The 14,971-nt window shown below is 32.3% G+C and carries 19 protein-coding genes and 2 tRNA genes; 20 read left to right on the forward strand and 1 reads right to left on the reverse strand.

The window, feature by feature from the left end; translation table 11 throughout:
* Positions 1-4 precede the first annotated feature (4 nt).
* The 8 genes from ABRY23_09010 (at position 5) to ABRY23_09045 (ending at position 4,223) form a co-directional block, all read left to right on the forward strand.
* A complete protein-coding gene (locus ABRY23_09010; GenBank protein ID MFA3783188.1) occupies positions 5-775 on the forward strand; it encodes a DUF1828 domain-containing protein in 771 nt (256 codons plus the stop codon).
* 55 nt (positions 776-830) lie between these two features.
* A complete protein-coding gene (locus ABRY23_09015; GenBank protein MFA3783189.1) occupies positions 831-1,568 on the forward strand; it encodes a DUF5131 family protein in 738 nt (245 codons plus the stop codon).
* Between the two features lie 137 nt (positions 1,569-1,705).
* The gene (locus ABRY23_09020; protein MFA3783190.1) at positions 1,706-2,848 is read left to right on the forward strand and encodes an ImmA/IrrE family metallo-endopeptidase; all 1,143 of its coding nucleotides are present in this window, start codon (positions 1,706-1,708) and stop codon (positions 2,846-2,848) included.
* The gene (locus ABRY23_09025; protein ID MFA3783191.1) at positions 2,848-3,354 is read left to right on the forward strand and encodes a DUF4411 family protein; all 507 of its coding nucleotides are present in this window, start codon (positions 2,848-2,850) and stop codon (positions 3,352-3,354) included. Before ABRY23_09020 ends, ABRY23_09025 begins: the two co-directional genes overlap by 1 nt.
* A gap of 61 nt (positions 3,355-3,415) precedes the next feature.
* A complete protein-coding gene (locus ABRY23_09030) occupies positions 3,416-3,505 on the forward strand; it encodes a DUF5131 family protein (protein MFA3783192.1) in 90 nt (29 codons plus the stop codon).
* Positions 3,506-3,514: 9 nt separating this feature from the next.
* Positions 3,515-3,667: a hypothetical protein gene (locus ABRY23_09035; GenBank protein ID MFA3783193.1), complete on the forward strand. Its 153-nt coding sequence runs from the start codon at positions 3,515-3,517 to the stop codon at positions 3,665-3,667.
* Between the two features lie 10 nt (positions 3,668-3,677).
* Complete coding sequence (locus ABRY23_09040) at positions 3,678-3,878, forward strand: DUF5131 family protein (GenBank protein MFA3783194.1); 201 nt, start codon at positions 3,678-3,680, stop codon at positions 3,876-3,878.
* 69 nt (positions 3,879-3,947) lie between these two features.
* Positions 3,948-4,223 (forward strand): hypothetical protein, encoded by a 276-nt coding sequence (locus ABRY23_09045; GenBank protein MFA3783195.1) that lies wholly within the window; start codon positions 3,948-3,950, stop codon positions 4,221-4,223.
* Positions 4,224-4,363: 140 nt separating this feature from the next.
* Here ABRY23_09045 and ABRY23_09050 read toward each other — a convergent pair.
* Positions 4,364-4,452, reverse strand: a tRNA-Ser gene (locus ABRY23_09050).
* A 175-nt stretch (positions 4,453-4,627) separates the two neighbouring features.
* On the opposite strand from ABRY23_09050, the gene ABRY23_09055 reads away from it, so the two are divergent.
* From ABRY23_09055 to ABRY23_09110, 12 genes are all read left to right on the forward strand, one after another.
* Positions 4,628-4,715: transfer RNA gene (locus tag ABRY23_09055), tRNA-Ser, on the forward strand.
* Positions 4,716-4,752: 37 nt separating this feature from the next.
* A complete protein-coding gene (locus tag ABRY23_09060; protein ID MFA3783196.1) occupies positions 4,753-5,208 on the forward strand; it encodes a pyrimidine dimer DNA glycosylase/endonuclease V in 456 nt (151 codons plus the stop codon).
* 249 nt (positions 5,209-5,457) lie between these two features.
* The gene (locus ABRY23_09065) at positions 5,458-6,810 is read left to right on the forward strand and encodes an MATE family efflux transporter (GenBank protein MFA3783197.1); all 1,353 of its coding nucleotides are present in this window, start codon (positions 5,458-5,460) and stop codon (positions 6,808-6,810) included.
* Between the two features lie 265 nt (positions 6,811-7,075).
* Positions 7,076-7,477, forward strand: a complete 402-nt coding sequence (locus tag ABRY23_09070) for a hypothetical protein (protein MFA3783198.1) — start codon at positions 7,076-7,078, stop codon at positions 7,475-7,477.
* 56 nt (positions 7,478-7,533) lie between these two features.
* Complete coding sequence (locus ABRY23_09075) at positions 7,534-8,112, forward strand: nucleoside triphosphate pyrophosphatase (GenBank protein ID MFA3783199.1); 579 nt, start codon at positions 7,534-7,536, stop codon at positions 8,110-8,112.
* 152 nt (positions 8,113-8,264) lie between these two features.
* Positions 8,265-9,518: an isocitrate dehydrogenase (NADP(+)) gene (icd, locus tag ABRY23_09080; GenBank protein ID MFA3783200.1), complete on the forward strand. Its 1,254-nt coding sequence runs from the start codon at positions 8,265-8,267 to the stop codon at positions 9,516-9,518.
* A gap of 95 nt (positions 9,519-9,613) precedes the next feature.
* On the forward strand, positions 9,614-10,030 hold the full coding sequence (locus ABRY23_09085) for a YtxH domain-containing protein (protein ID MFA3783201.1): 417 nt from the start codon (positions 9,614-9,616) through the stop codon (positions 10,028-10,030).
* A 3-nt stretch (positions 10,031-10,033) separates the two neighbouring features.
* Entirely contained in the window at positions 10,034-10,411 is a 378-nt protein-coding gene (locus ABRY23_09090; GenBank protein ID MFA3783202.1) for a hypothetical protein, read from the forward strand.
* 38 nt (positions 10,412-10,449) lie between these two features.
* On the forward strand, positions 10,450-12,543 hold the full coding sequence (gene fusA, locus ABRY23_09095; GenBank protein ID MFA3783203.1) for an elongation factor G: 2,094 nt from the start codon (positions 10,450-10,452) through the stop codon (positions 12,541-12,543).
* Between the two features lie 183 nt (positions 12,544-12,726).
* On the forward strand, positions 12,727-13,248 hold the full coding sequence (locus ABRY23_09100; protein MFA3783204.1) for an HIT domain-containing protein: 522 nt from the start codon (positions 12,727-12,729) through the stop codon (positions 13,246-13,248).
* 59 nt (positions 13,249-13,307) lie between these two features.
* Positions 13,308-14,234: an FAD-dependent thymidylate synthase gene (gene thyX / locus ABRY23_09105; GenBank protein ID MFA3783205.1), complete on the forward strand. Its 927-nt coding sequence runs from the start codon at positions 13,308-13,310 to the stop codon at positions 14,232-14,234.
* A 239-nt stretch (positions 14,235-14,473) separates the two neighbouring features.
* Positions 14,474-14,941, forward strand: a complete 468-nt coding sequence (locus ABRY23_09110) for a dihydrofolate reductase (GenBank protein ID MFA3783206.1) — start codon at positions 14,474-14,476, stop codon at positions 14,939-14,941.
* Positions 14,942-14,971 lie beyond the last annotated feature (30 nt).

Consider the following 14,971-nt stretch of genomic DNA (forward strand, 5'->3'; position numbering starts at 1 on the left):
TGAAATGTTGATACAAGAGTACATAAATAGTCTGAAAGAACAGTTTAATAATTTCTTTTACCTTAAAGAAAAAAGAGAAAACATTTTCCAGGTATATGCTCCATTATATCATTCTGATGGTGATATGATGGATATTTTTCTTACCGAAATTCCTGAGAAAGGACTTGTAAGAATCAGCGATTTTGGACTAACATTAATGAGATTGTCATATTCCTTCGATATTGATACCCCCAACAAAGAAAAAATCTTTAACAAAATTCTGGCAGAAAATTCTATTCAAAATAATAGTGGCAATCTATTTATAGATGTTAAACCTGAATATATTTATCACGGACTTATGCAATTTGCACAAGCTGTAAGCAAAATAACTAATATGAGATTATACAAAAGAGAAGTGATACACAGCTTGTTTTTTGAAATGCTCGATGAATTCATAATGACTAAACTGCAAAAATATAATCCACAAAAGAGATTTTATCCTATTCCCGATCACGAAGAATATGAAGTAGATTATTGTTTCAATCATCGGAGAAGACCAATATATTTGTTTGGGGTGAACAATGCTGCTAATGCACGACTTACAACCATCAGTTGTCAGAAATTTATAGCAGAAAAATTGACTTTTAGAAGTCTTGTAGTTTTAGAAAACCTTGATGTAATCGGGAAAAAAGATCAAGCAAGATTAATGTCTGCTGCCGATAAACAATTTCCTTCACTTGAAGAATTTCAAAAACACGCTGAAGAATTCATTGAGAGAGAAAGTCAACTAAATTAAAGCATCTCTTTCCAGTTGAACTTTACAAAAACAAACCACGAAGTGGTGAATTCTCATGAAAACCACTAAAATCGAATGGACAGAAAAAGTTTGGAATCCATCAATTGGGTGTGATAAAGTTTCTGCAGGTTGTAAGTTTTGTTACGCAGAAGTGTTTGCCAAACGATTAAAAGCAATTGGAATTGAAGATTATAAAGATGGATTCACTTTTAAGATATTACCTCACCGGCTCGAAGAACCAGTAAGAATTAAAAAGCCGACAAAGTTTTTTGTTAACTCGATGAGCGATTTATTTCACGAAGAAATGCCGTTTGAATATCTCGATATGATTTTTGATATTATCAGAAAAACTCCTCATCATATCTACCAAATTCTCACTAAACGAGATAAAATTATGCTTGAATATTTTTCAGACAATAAAGCGCCATCAAATGTCTGGCTTGGTGTAAGCGTAGAAAATTCAACATTCAAAAAAAGAATAGATACACTCAGAAAAATAAATGCTCAAGTAAGATTCATTTCTTTTGAGCCACTTATTGGTGCAGTTGGTAGTTTGGATTTAAGGGGTATTCATTGGGCGATAGTTGGTGGAGAATCAGGAAGAAAAGCAAGGCCAATAAAAAAAGAATGGGTTGAAGAAATTTTTAATCAATGTAAAGAGCAAGGAGTTGCATTTTTCTTTAAACAGTGGGGAACTTGGGGAGCAGATGAAGTTAAGAGAAACAAAAAATTAAATGGAAGAATGTTTAAGGGTAAAGTGTGGGATGAATATCCCATAATTTCAGCACTTTAAAGCCAGATAATGAACAAACCAGAAAATGAAATGATTATTTTAATAGATGAGTATAAGATATTGGAATTGATTAATTGCCACAAGTTATAACTCGTGGACAAGATGTATTATAAATGTGCTATATTTGAAGTATGAAAATGGAAATAAAAATAAATAACGACATTCTTTTATGGGCGGTTGATAGGGCTGGTTTGAGTTTAGATGAGATTAGTCAGAAGATACCTTCTTTTATTTCCTGGCTTAAAGGGGAAAAAATTCCAACGCTTAAACAGCTTCAATCTTTTGCACAAAAAGTATATTTACCATTCGGCTATTTGTTTTTAGAAAGACCACCAGAAGAAAAACTTCCCATTCCATTTTTCAGAACTAATCCCAAAGGGACTAGTCAAACGAATCAAGATAAAATTCCTATAAATGTTTTTGATACAATACTGATTGTACAGCAAAGACAAGAATGGTTATCTAATTATCTAAAAGAAAATGATTATGACAGACTTAACTTTGTTGGAAAATTTAGGAATAAGAGTTTTCAGATAGAAGAAGTTGTCGCCGATATAAAAAACACACTAAAGCTTAAAGAGGACTGGGCAAGAGAATTATCTACTTGGGAAAATGCAAAAAATTATTTAGCTGAAAAAATTGAAGAATCCGGTATTATGGTAAATTTCAATAGTGTAGTTGGTAATAATACACGAAGAAAAATAAAAGTAGATGATTGTCGTGGTTTTGTTCTAATTGATGAATATGCACCATTTTTATTTGTCAATTCTGCGGATAGTAAATCCGCACAAATGTTTACTCTTGCACACGAATTAGCTCACATTTGGCTCGGAGAAAGTGCTGGATTTGATTTTAGAAACTTACAGCCAGCTGATAATCCAACAGAAATTTTATGTGATAAAATAGCAGCTGAATTTTTAGTACCAGAAAGTGAGCTTAAATCTGTTTTAGCCTATGATTACAGCATTGAAAAAATTGCCAGAACATTTAAGGTAAGTCAAATAGTTATAGCAAGAAGATTATTTGATATTGGTGAAATGAGTAAAAACAAATTTCTGGAATTTTATAATGAATACATAAAGCGTGATTTCAAGAAAAAAGAAGAACAAGAAGGCGGTGGTGATTTCTATAAAACACAACGTAAACGACTGAGTACTCGGTTCCTGAGCTATGTAAATCAAGCCGTACTAACAAATAAATTATTAATTCGAGAAGCATATCAGTTAACAGGTTTGAAAGGTGATACCTACAATAAATTTATGAGGGAGCACCTTTACTGATGTCGCTTTTTATATTAGACACAAATTTCTTTATTCAATCCCACCGAATTACATATCCGTTAGATGTCGCTACTACTTTCTGGCAAAAAATAAAAAAGTTGTGTCTCGAGAATAAAATAATCAGTATAGATAAAGTAAGAGACGAGATTTTTAAGAATGATGATGAACTAAAAAAATGGATTGAACAAAATATACCAGAAGAATTTTTCAAATCAACTGAAACACTGCAAGTAATATCTGAATATCAAAAAGTTGTTCAATGGGCTAATTCCAAATCAAATCATTATGTTCAAAAAGCAATAAATGATTTTTTAAGATATGAAAATGCAGATGCCTGGATAGTTGCTTATGCAATTTCTTTTAATGACAATTGTCAAATAGTTACACAAGAAAAAAGTGAACCTAATAGAAAAAATAAAATTAAAATCCCGGAAGTCTGCGATGCATTTAATATTCAATACAAGAATATTATAGAGATGTTTAGATTATTAGGTGAAACATTTTAATTGAGTTAATGATTTTCGTAAGTATCCATCAACAGCAAAATTAAATTCCACTAAAATCGAATTGACAGAAAAAGTTTGGAATCCTTCAATTGGATGTGATAAAGTTTCTGCAGGTTGTAAGTTTTGCTATGCAGAAGTGTTTGCCAAATGATTGAACGCTATGGGAGTTGAAGATTATAAAGACGGCTTTACTTTCCACGAAGTGAAGAATACTCATAAAATATTACCTCACCGGCTTGAAGAGCCATTAAAAATTAAAAAACCAGCAAAGTTTTTTGTTAACTTGATGCTTGCCTGCGGCAAGCAGGTTTGAATATCTTGATATGATATTTGATATAATTAGAAAAACTCCGCAGCACATTTACCAAATACTTACAAAGCGTGATAAAATTATGCTCAAATATTTTTTAAATAGAGAAGTACCATCAAATGTTTGGCTTGGTGTTAGTGTTGAAAGTGTGGCATTCAAAAAAAGAAAAGTTAATATTGCATCTGTCGAACCAAAGGAAATACTTTTTGATTGAAACCAATTACGAAACTATTAAAAACTCCGTATCAGTTTAAGACTGATTAATAAAGTAAAGAGAAAGGGGATGACTAAAGAAAAATTAGCTGATAGAATAAAACAACTTATTAATATTTCATATACTCTTATTTCTTTTTCAGAAAGATTACAAAAGTTACATGATAAATATCTACCAAAAACAGCTTTACATAGACACGAATATAAAATATCAAAAATACCGATGTTGATAAGATTTTTTACATTGCACTACTTGGTGGTTGTGGAGAATAGTTTACTTGAAAAAGCCGTTCAGAGTTTTAGGGGAGCCAAGCCCCAAATTTTTCTGAGCAGATTTTCCATTTAATAAAACGTTCTTTGAATCAGTGAAAAATCAAGTTTATAGTTACCGAAAAAGTGATGACAAAATTGATGACTTTTTATAACATTGGATTGAACTTAAGAGAAGTTGAGTTTAAATAGGCTCTCAAAAAAAATTTAATTTTGCGGAAAGGGGGGGATTCGAACCCCCGTGGCGCAAAACTGCACCAAACGGTTTTCGAGACCGCCGCATTCAACCACTCTGCCACCTTTCCATTTGTTCTATTGTAAATTTATAAAATCCTCTATTTATTTCACAAAAAGATGAAAAATAAATGAATTTCTACTCTCGAAAAATTTATACTGAATTATGAATTATATATATTTGCACATTCATTAAATACTAATATTTACTTTAGCTTAAGATTGTAACAGATTCAAAAAACAAACGGAGAGATGCAGGAGTGGTTGAACTGGCACGCCTGGAGAGCGTGTTGGCGCTAAAAGCGCCACGTGGGTTCGAATCCCACTCTCTCCGCTTCTAACAAATACCCTCTAAAGATTAATTAAATTATATGCGTTTATGGTCTATTCACCCCAAATATTTGGATACTAAAGGATTGGTTGCAGTGTGGCGTGAGGCACTTTTAGCAAAAAAAGTGCTTGAAGGAAATACTAAAGGCTACAAAAATCATCCTCAACTAGTTCGCTTTAAAAATTATTCTAAACCATTAAAAGCTATTAACGCTTACTTATTTTTTATTTGGCAGGAATCAAATAAAAGAGGTTATAATTTCTCTTCGCACAAAATAATTAAATCATCTTTGCTGCCAATAATAAAGGTAACAAATGGTCAAATTGAATTTGAGTTTCTCCATCTGTTGGAAAAACTAAAGACAAGAGATAAAGGGAAGTTTAACAGCTTAAAAAATTTGTCCTTAGAATTAGTAGAAACTCACCCAATCTTTAAAAAAGTCTCAGGTAAAATTGAAAAGTGGGAAAAGTCAGGAAAAATTCCATTGAAAACTTGATAATTCATAAGCTAATATACTTAATATCCTTATCTCAATATTCTTCAAGTTTTCTCGAAATATTTAAGCTGATTTCTATTAGCAAAAGACCACTATAAGGTGCAAGCTTTTACTAATTATTAAACTAAATTAAGAAGGACCCATTGAATTATGAAATATTTTTATAATTAATTTTGGACATGGAAACAAAATAAGAAAAGTCAAATTTTTCTTTTTATGAAATTAGTTTATTAAATATCTTTACAAGTCATGAAATTTTTTTCCTTAACATCCGAGCAAAATTACATATTAAAATTAGCATTACCTGCTATAGCAGGTTTATCCACTCAAATGTTAGTTTCGCTGGTAGATGCCGCTATGGTGGGTCGCTTGCCAAATGCAGAATACTATTTAGCGGCTATGGGATTGGGTGTATTAGCCACTTGGGCTGTTGTTAGTTTATTCTCTTCGTTAGCCACAGGCACACATGTTTTAACTGCCAGAAGATATGGTGAAAAAAATTACGAAGGAATAGGGGAAGTATTAAATACTTCGCTTATACTTTCTTTGGTGATTGGGATTGTAGTTTCGTTGATAGTTGTTTTTTTCTCCTTTGACATAGCTGATTTTTTTGCGGTTGATAGCAGAGTCGGATTTTATGCAGGGGAATACCTTCATTATCGGTTTATGGGAATTCCATTTTTTCTAATGACAGTTTCATATCGCGGATTTTATTTTGGAATAGGCAAAACTAAAATTTTTATGTACTCAGGTGTGCTTGCAAATTTTTTGAACATAATCTTTAATTATATTTTTATTTATGGTGCATTTGGTATAAAAGGGATGGGATTGGCTGGTGCTGGGGTTGGCTCTACTTTTGCAACATTCTTTGACTGGCTTTTTTATTTTGCTGTTTCGCTGCTACCTAGCTATAGAAAAAAATATCGAATGTTTCATAATTTTAGATTCTTAAAGAGCGTGGCTAATTCAATAATAAAAATTTCTACACCCGTATCTCTTCAAAATATTTTTATACTAATAGGCTTTTTAAGCTTTATTGCAATAACTGGTTTTATTAGCACAACAGCGCAGGCAGCAAGCAATGTAGTTTTTTCAGCTTTATTAATTTCACTAATGCCATGCTTTGGATTTGGTATCGCAGTGCAAACCTTAGTGGGTAATAGTTTAGGAAAAGGTAATATTTTACTTGCCAAACACTTAGGGTATGAAACTAGTAAGTTGGCAACTTTTTACACTATTCTAGTTGGCTTAATTTTTATATTATTACCGAGGTTGATCTTAATTTTAATTACAAATGATAAGCATGTTATAGAAACAGCAGTGCCGGCACTTAGAATTGCTGGTTTTGGACAAATATTTTATTCTGTTGGAGTTGTGTTAGCCAATGGATTACAAGCTGCTGGAAAAACTTTCTATGTGATGATGTCCGAAGTAATTGTTAATTGGTTCGTTTTTGTACCCATTGCTTACCTTTTTGGTGTATTGCTTAAATTTGGATTAACTGGTGCGTGGCTTTCTCTACCTTTTTATGTTATTATTTACTCGGGGGTAATTTTCTTAAAGTTTAACTTTGGCGACTGGACTAAATTTAAAAAGGTATAATCCCTTCATCGGCAAATAAAGTAAGCTAAGTTTTTAGTAAAATAATAAACTTACAAAACCAGAAAAAGCAATTATTAATAAAGACTTTGGTAATTCATTGTGCAAATTAAAATCTACTTATCTGATTAAGGAATTGCTAAAATAGTGATGTTCGTGATTTCATGAGCTTACTTTTTATCTGTTTTAACATAAATTTAACTTGGTAATTGTTTGTCAAAAGCAATAAATACTTGATAATTATGTCTATTAAAAATATATTATCACTATGAAAATCAAATCAATATTTAAAACATTTATAACATTAATAGTCTTTTCAAGTTTATTATTCGCTGGTGCTGAAATAATTAATTTCACTGTCCGTAGTGAAAATGAAAATGTTATTATTTCTTGGCAGTCGATAAGCGAAAATAATTTAAAATATTATGTAATTGAAAGGAGCACTTTCAAAGGTAACTTTGCTGAGATCGCAATCATTTATCCTAACGAAAATAAAACTTATGAGTATGTAGATGCATCTGCCTATAAAGATGCTGATGCGTTATACATTTATCGCCTTAAGATTGTCGATAATGATGGTACAGTTACATATTCAAAAGCAGTTTCCGTTTCTCATAATGTGTCGAGTGTTAAACGTACATGGGGCAGCATAAAAGCATTGTTCAAATAATTTTCTCAGCTGCCTGTGAGCTTTATCTCTCTCAATAAAATTCCATCATATATTTAATGGTAAATTCTACAATCCCAATTTTTTTAGCTAGTAAATCGCCTCGTAGAAAGAAAATCTTATCATTAATTGGAATAAGGTTTAAGACATTATCAATTAAAACTTCTGAAGAGGTGAATGATGGTGAACATCCTGCTCAATTAGTTAAGAGAATTGCAAACGAAAAAATGAATGCTGCGATTACTAAGGTAAAGAGTGGAATAATAATTACTGCGGATACTATTGTAGTTATTGATAAAAAAATAATGGGCAAACCTAAGAATAAAAAGCAAGCATTTGAATTTCTGAAGATTTTAAGCGGTAGAACGCATACAGTCTACACAGGATATGTAGTTTTTAACACAATAAACGGTAAAAAAATAACAGGCTGTGAAAAAACTTACGTTACTTTTAGAGATATAAGTGATAGTGAAATTAAAAAATACATTGCTGCAGGTACACCTTTTGACAAAGCAGGTGCTTATGGTATTCAGGATGACTTTGGAGCTGTTTTTATTGAAAAAATTAAAGGCTGTTATTACAATGTGGTTGGATTACCATTATCTAAAATTTATCTCGCTCTCAAAAAAGTCTCTTAGTTACAATCTTTTAGTCTATAGTAAAAATAATTGTCTTATTAACAACAATTTGTTTTTCAGATTTGATTTGTTTTGTTTAATTTTCTTAACGAAATTTTATTGTGAAAAGTAAGATGAAAAGCCTAATGAGAAAATAAATTAAGGGAGAAAACATGCCTAAATTCAAAAAAATTATTGTTCCAACTGAAGGTGAAAAAATAACAATTCAAGATGAAAAATTAGTAGTACCCGATTCACCAATAATTCCTTTCATTGAAGGCGATGGTACAGGTCCAGATATCTGGCGTGCTTCTAAAATTGTATTTGATGCTGCAGTTCAAAAGGCATTTAATGGTAAAAAGAAAATTGTGTGGATGGAAATTTACGCTGGTCAAAAAGCTGTTGACACTTACGGAAAAAACAAATGGCTGCCAGATGAAACAGTGGAAGCCATTAAAGAATTTGTTGTTGCAATCAAAGGTCCGCTAACCACTCCAGTTGGAGGTGGAATTAGAAGCCTGAACGTGACACTCCGCCAAAAATTAGATTTGTTTGCTTGTGTTAGACCTGTAAAATACTACAAAGGTACACCCAGTCCAGTTAAAAGGCCACAAGATCTGGACGTAGTTATTTTTAGGGAAAACACTGAAGATGTCTATGCAGGTATAGAATTTAAAAGTGGGACAAATGAAGCTGTTAGTTTAATTAAGTATATCAATAAAAAATTTGATAAGAATATTAGACAAGATTCGGGGATTGGCATAAAACCAATTAGCCAGTTCGGTACAGAACGACTTGTAAAAAAAGCTATTGAATATGCTATTGCTAATAAAAGAAAAAGCGTTACCTTAGTTCATAAAGGTAATATAATGAAATTTACAGAAGGTTCATTTAAAGAATGGGGCTACGAAACAGCAAGAAAATACTTTCCGGATTTAATTATTACAGAAGATGAACTATACAGAGATTTTAATGGTTCTCTTCCTCCAGGCAAAATATTAATTAAAGACCGTATTGCTGATAGTATGTTTCAGCAGGTACTGCTAAGGCCATCTGAGTATGATGTAATTGCTACCCCAAATTTAAACGGAGACTACCTTTCTGATGCTTGCGCTGCTCAAGTCGGTGGATTAGGTATTGCTCCAGGCGCTAACATGAGCTATCATTATGCTGTTTTTGAAGCTACTCATGGCACAGCTCCTAAATATGCAGGGCTTGATAAAGTTAACCCTGGTTCAGTAATTTTATCTGGAGTGATGATGCTCGAATACTTAGGATGGAAAAAAGCAGCTAAATTAATTGAAAAGGCATTGCAAAAAACTATTAAATCTAAAGTTGTTACTTACGATTTTGCGAGACAGTTAAAAGGTGCAACTGAAGTTAAATGCTCAGAGTTTGCTAACGAAATTGTTAAAAACATGGATTAATTTTTCTAATAAAAGTCTTTAGATAAATGTGTCCTTGATTTTAGAGTTACCGGTTATTAAATTGTAAAAAATAAAAAAACATAGGGAGGTTAGATATGTCTGATGAAAATGGAATCGGTAAAGGTATATTTATTGGATTTCTAACTGGTGCGGCGGTAGGTACATTATTAGGATTATTATTTGCTCCAAAATCCGGTAAAGAGTTGCGTGAGGATATACGTCTTAAAAGTAAAGATCTTTTAGATGATGCCGGCGATTATATTGAACAAGCGAAGGATAAGGCTACACAGTTAATTAATGAAGGCAAAAGAAAGTCAGAAAAATTAGTAGCCGACGCAAAAGCAAAAGTTGATGCGCTGCTTGATGAAGCTGAAAAAATTTTAGATGATGCTAAAATGAAAGCTGGCTCTGCCATTGAAACAGGAAAAGCTAAAGTTGAAAAAGAAAGCGATAAATTAAAGGCTGCTATTAAAGCTGGTGTAGAGACATATAAATCAGAAAAAAGCTCTTAAGAAATGAATATTGTTGATATTTTCTTAATTATCCTTTTGATATGTGCTGCTTTATTATGCATATATTTGATTTTATATCTAAAGAAAATTGTCATTAAAATAGAAGAAATCCAAAAAGATATTCATGCAGTTGTTGATAATACCCTTCCTGTTTTGGAAAACCTTATTGACTCAACAGGGAGGGTAAATAAAGTAATTACGGAAATTGAAAATTATTGGAATGAACTGGACAATTCTATAAAGACCCTAAAAAACAAAGTGGCTGATTTCACATCTTTTAAAAAATTCCGAGAAGATGAAAATCCCGCAAAAAACATTATTAAAAATCTTCGTGCAATTATTAAAGGAATTTCGGCATTTTGGCGAGAATACAAAAGTTAACAATTCATGTGTAGTTCACTATCTAAGGAGAAAATAAATTGAAAGAGTATAATCCAGAGAATATTCGTAACTTCGCATTGATTGGACACGGCGGCAGCGGTAAAACAATGATTTCAGAAAATTTATTATTTGCTGCAGGCGAAATTAACAGAATTGGTAAAATTGAAGAAGGAAATACTACTTCTGATTACAATCAAAATGAAATTGAAAGACAAATATCAATCTCTGCTACGCCCCTTCACTTGGAATGGAATAATGTTAAGTTTAATGTGCTCGATACACCTGGTTTCCCGGACTTTATTGGACAAGTAATTTCTTGTTTGCATGTTTCAGACCTCGCTGTGGCTGTCGTCAAAAGCGCAGAAGGAATTGAAGTGGGTACTGAATTGACATGGGACTATGTTAGAAAATATAACTTGCCTGCCGCGGTAATTATTAACAAAGTAGATAACGAACATTCATCTTTCTTTAAGACTTTTGACTCGATTAGAGAAAGATTAAGTAGCGATGCAACAATTTTATCGTTTCCTTCTAAAGAGGGAATTAATTTTAATTCTGTGATTGATATTGTTAAGATGAAGTTGGTTACTTACGGCGAGTCAGGTTCTAAAAAAATTACTGAAGCAGAAATACCTTCTGAATTACGCGAACAATCACAAAAATTAAGAGAAGAACTAATTGAAAAAATTGCTGAATCGGATGAAGAATTGATGAATAAATTTTTCGAAGAAGGCACCTTAACTGAAGAACAAATTTTAACAGGATTGAAATCAGCTATCGTTAATGGCTCATTAGTGCCCGTCTTTGCGTTTTCTGCTTCCAAATCTGTTGGTGTTAATACTTTCATGGATTTTGCTTCTAAGTATTTTCCTGCTCCAAACGAAAGAAAACCAGTCGAGGCTAAACTAAAAGATTCAGATCAAAAAGTAGAAGTAAAATGTGACCCTAATGCAGAAGCTTCGTTGTTAATATTTAAATCTTTGTCAGAACAGCACGTAGGTGAACTTTCTATTTTTAAAGTTTACTCTGGCGAGGTTAAGCCTGGTGATGACCTCATTAATACACATCGAAATAAAGTTGAAAGGATGGGACAACTTTTCATTCTTAATGGTAAAAACAGAAAAGAAGTTTCTAAGTTGGCAGCTGGCGATATTGGTGCAGTTGTAAAGCTAAAGGACAGCCATACTGGCGACACTCTTTCATCAAAAAATTTTACAATAATTCTTCCTGAAATTGAATTTCCAGAACCTATTATTCGTTCGGCAATTAAACCTAAATCAAAAGGTGATGAAGATAAAATTTCATCTGGTTTGCACACCGTGCACGAGGAAGATCCTACGCTTGATGTAAAATATGATCCGGAGTTAAGACAGACTATAATATCTGGACAAGGTGAACTTCAACTTTCTTTAGCAACTAAGTTGTTAAAAGACCGGTATAATGTTGAAGTCGAACTCGTTGAGCCAAGAATACCATACAGAGAAACAATTAAAGGCGTTTGCAACGATGCAGAATACAAACATAAAAAACAATCAGGTGGCAGAGGGCAATATGGACATGTACACTTAAAACTGGAGCCGCTGCCTCGTGGTGCTGGATTCGAATTCGTTGATGCTATTGTGGGTGGAGTAGTGCCAGGCCGATTTATACCTGCAGTAGAAAAAGGACTTCGAGAGGTTCTTGAAAAGGGAGTTTTGACGGGCAGTAAAGTTGTCGATATTAGGGTTACTTTGTTTGATGGTACTTACCATGCTGTTGATTCTGATGAAGTGTCTTTTAAAATTGCAGCATCACAAGCATTTAAAAAAGGATTCCTAGAAGCTAAGCCTGTTATCCTTGAGCCAATTTATGATGTAACTGTGAAAGTGCCAGAAGAATTTATGGGTGATGTTATGGGTGATATTTCAAGCAGAAGAGGAAAAATTATTGGAATGGATTCAGAAGGTCCTTTTCAAGTTATTAAAGCTAAAATTCCTTTGGCTGAACTGTATAAATACTCAACTCATTTAAGAAGTCTTACTTCTGGCAGGGGAATGCATACTCGTCAATTCTCTCATTACGAAGAGGTTAGCAAGGATGTAGAGGCAAAGATTATTGAAGAGTACAATAAATCAAAGGAAGAGGAAGAGTAATATTATCATTGAATAAACGATTAAAAAGTAGCTGTTATAAGAAAATTTTTGTTTATGTATCTATTCTGCCCTGTATTAGAAAAAATTGTAAAGTATCATTATATATTTTATAAAGCAGAGGCTGCAGCTGTAGAATATTTTGTATGAATTAACTGTAGTTTTTAATTAAATCAAAATAAATTTATGGATAAACTCTGGTCGCCGTGGCGTTCAGCTTATATTGATTCGTTTAGCAAAGAAAAAAAATCAGCTGCTTGTATATTTTGTACCGCCGCCGAAAAAAAAATTAAAAGCAAAAAATCGTTTGTGGTTTACAAAGGTGATAAATCCTATATAATGCTTAATTTATATCCATATAACAGTGGACATTTAATGGTAATTCCTAAGCGACACGTATCTGATTTTTTATTTTTATCAGAAAAAGAGTTAGCTGAAATTATGGACGAAATAAAATTATCTATTAAAGCCCTTAATAAAATAATGAAACCACAGGGTTTTAATGTGGGACTAAATTTAGGAAAAGCTGCTGGCGCAGGCATAGACCAGCATGTGCATTTTCATATCGTACCAAGATGGAATGGTGATACTAATTTTATGCCTATAATTGGTAAAGTGAAAGTTATTTCTCAAGATTTACTTATTACCAAAGAAAAATTAGTAAAAGAATTCGAGCGTTTGACCAAAGAAAAAAATAATTTTAAATAATCATTAGCACTTGTGCCCTATTTTGTTTGCCTATCTACTCGAAATTTAATAGGAGAATTATGGACGATAGAATATTTGAAAAATTGGAACCTGTTCGGAGTAATGAGTTAGATGAAATTTTGGGCTTGCCTTTTAAAGTATTGGATGACGGATTCATTAGAGTAATTGATTACATGGGCTCAGACCAATCAATCGTTCAAGCTGCAAGGGTCTCTTATGGTAAGGGTACAAAAAAAATTAATGAGGATAGAGGATTAATTAGATATTTAATGCGGCATAGGCATACTACTCCTTTTGAAATGTGTGAAATTAAATTCCATTTGAGAGTGCCAATGGATTGCTGGCGACAGTGGATTAGACATAGGACAGCAAACGTTAACGAATATTCTACTAGATATTCTTTAGCAATAGATGCTACTCAAACAACAAAACCAAATGAATGGCGGCTTCAATCTAAATCAAATAAACAAGGCAGCGAGGGGTATATCGACCCAGAAATTGGAAAAAGTTTTTCTGATGAAGAAATTAAACTTCAAAATCTTACTCGCGAAATTTATAATAAGAGAATAGAAGCTGGAATTGCTCGAGAACAAGCAAGAAAAGACCTTTTGCTTTCTACTTATACAGAAGCATATTGGAAGATAGACCTGCATAATTTACTCCATTTCCTTTCGTTACGTATGGATTCTCATGCTCAACTTGAGATACGTACTTATGCACAAGTTATTGGAGAACAAATTGTTAAAAGATGGGTGCCGTTGACTTGGGAAGCATTTGAAGATTATGTGTTAAATTCAGTAACTTTTTCAAGGCTGGAACTCGAATTGCTTGAGCTAATCTTTAATAACAGCTCACATAAGGCTATTGAGAAAGCTAAAATGTACAATTGGCTTGGTCGTAAAGAGGATGGCTCGTTAAAGAAAAATCTTGAGCGAATTGAATTCGAAGAGAAACTAAAAAAAATGAACATAACCATTCCTTGGTGAAACTACCCAAACTTTACAATTTAATGTTGTTAAAAAAGCTTCTAAAATCTTGACTTATAAGGAGGTTTTGGAAATGCTCAATCAAAAAACATTTCTTCCCTAAGTTTGTTTCAACAATATTTATGATTTCAAGATTACTTTAAATAAAGTTGATTCATAATTTTCAATTGCAGTAAAAAAACTCTTTATTTGCTTAATGGCTTCTTTTTATATATACTTTAGTCAAAAACAAAATATTAATGGAAAAGATAATAATAGCAGCTGCTTCTATTAATAATGTTATTGGGAAGGAGAACAAAATTCCTTGGGATTCTAAAGAAGAGCTACTGCATTTTAAGCAGACGACAATGGGATATCCAATTATAATGGGAAGGAAAACCTTTGAAGTAATCGGTAAACCACTGAAAGGGAGAACAAATATAGTAATTACGAGAAGAGAATTTATTGATAATAACGTAATTGTCTTTAATGAAATTGCTAAAGCATTAGATTTTTGTGAAAGTAAAAAGTTTGAAAAAGTTTTTATTATTGGTGGCAGCCATATTTTTAATCAAATGATAAATGATGTAGATAGAATAATTTTATCCCGAATGAAATTTATATCTAATGGTGACAAATTTTTCCCTGAAATTGACATGAACATTTGGAAATTAGTTGATTTTTGTGATTACAATGATTTTACGGTATTTACTTATGTCAAGAAATAATTTAAAAATGTTGGTATCTTTGTATTCAAA

Source organism: Melioribacteraceae bacterium 4301-Me, from assembly GCA_041538185.1.
In the GTDB taxonomy this organism is placed as follows: domain Bacteria; phylum Bacteroidota; class Ignavibacteria; order Ignavibacteriales; family Melioribacteraceae; genus Pyranulibacter; species Pyranulibacter aquaticus.

Bases quoted from the DNA above. Each gene is read 5' to 3' on its own strand.
- ABRY23_09010 (MFA3783188.1), top strand. From the start codon at position 5: ATGTTGATACAAGAGTACATAAATAGTCTGAAAGAACAGTTTAATAAT.
- ABRY23_09015 (MFA3783189.1), top strand. From the start codon at position 831: ATGAAAACCACTAAAATCGAATGGACAGAAAAAGTTTGGAATCCATCA.
- ABRY23_09020 (MFA3783190.1), top strand. From the start codon at position 1,706: ATGGAAATAAAAATAAATAACGACATTCTTTTATGGGCGGTTGATAGG.
- ABRY23_09025 (MFA3783191.1), top strand. From the start codon at position 2,848: ATGTCGCTTTTTATATTAGACACAAATTTCTTTATTCAATCCCACCGA.
- ABRY23_09035 (MFA3783193.1), top strand. From the start codon at position 3,515: ATGGGAGTTGAAGATTATAAAGACGGCTTTACTTTCCACGAAGTGAAG.
- ABRY23_09040 (MFA3783194.1), top strand. From the start codon at position 3,678: ATGATATTTGATATAATTAGAAAAACTCCGCAGCACATTTACCAAATA.
- ABRY23_09045 (MFA3783195.1), top strand. From the start codon at position 3,948: ATGACTAAAGAAAAATTAGCTGATAGAATAAAACAACTTATTAATATT.
- ABRY23_09060 (MFA3783196.1), top strand. From the start codon at position 4,753: ATGCGTTTATGGTCTATTCACCCCAAATATTTGGATACTAAAGGATTG.
- ABRY23_09065 (MFA3783197.1), top strand. From the start codon at position 5,458: ATGAAATTTTTTTCCTTAACATCCGAGCAAAATTACATATTAAAATTA.
- ABRY23_09070 (MFA3783198.1), top strand. From the start codon at position 7,076: ATGAAAATCAAATCAATATTTAAAACATTTATAACATTAATAGTCTTT.
- ABRY23_09075 (MFA3783199.1), top strand. From the start codon at position 7,534: ATGGTAAATTCTACAATCCCAATTTTTTTAGCTAGTAAATCGCCTCGT.
- icd (MFA3783200.1), top strand. From the start codon at position 8,265: ATGCCTAAATTCAAAAAAATTATTGTTCCAACTGAAGGTGAAAAAATA.
- ABRY23_09085 (MFA3783201.1), top strand. From the start codon at position 9,614: ATGTCTGATGAAAATGGAATCGGTAAAGGTATATTTATTGGATTTCTA.
- ABRY23_09090 (MFA3783202.1), top strand. From the start codon at position 10,034: ATGAATATTGTTGATATTTTCTTAATTATCCTTTTGATATGTGCTGCT.
- ABRY23_09100 (MFA3783204.1), top strand. From the start codon at position 12,727: ATGGATAAACTCTGGTCGCCGTGGCGTTCAGCTTATATTGATTCGTTT.
- thyX (MFA3783205.1), top strand. From the start codon at position 13,308: ATGGACGATAGAATATTTGAAAAATTGGAACCTGTTCGGAGTAATGAG.
- ABRY23_09110 (MFA3783206.1), top strand. From the start codon at position 14,474: ATGGAAAAGATAATAATAGCAGCTGCTTCTATTAATAATGTTATTGGG.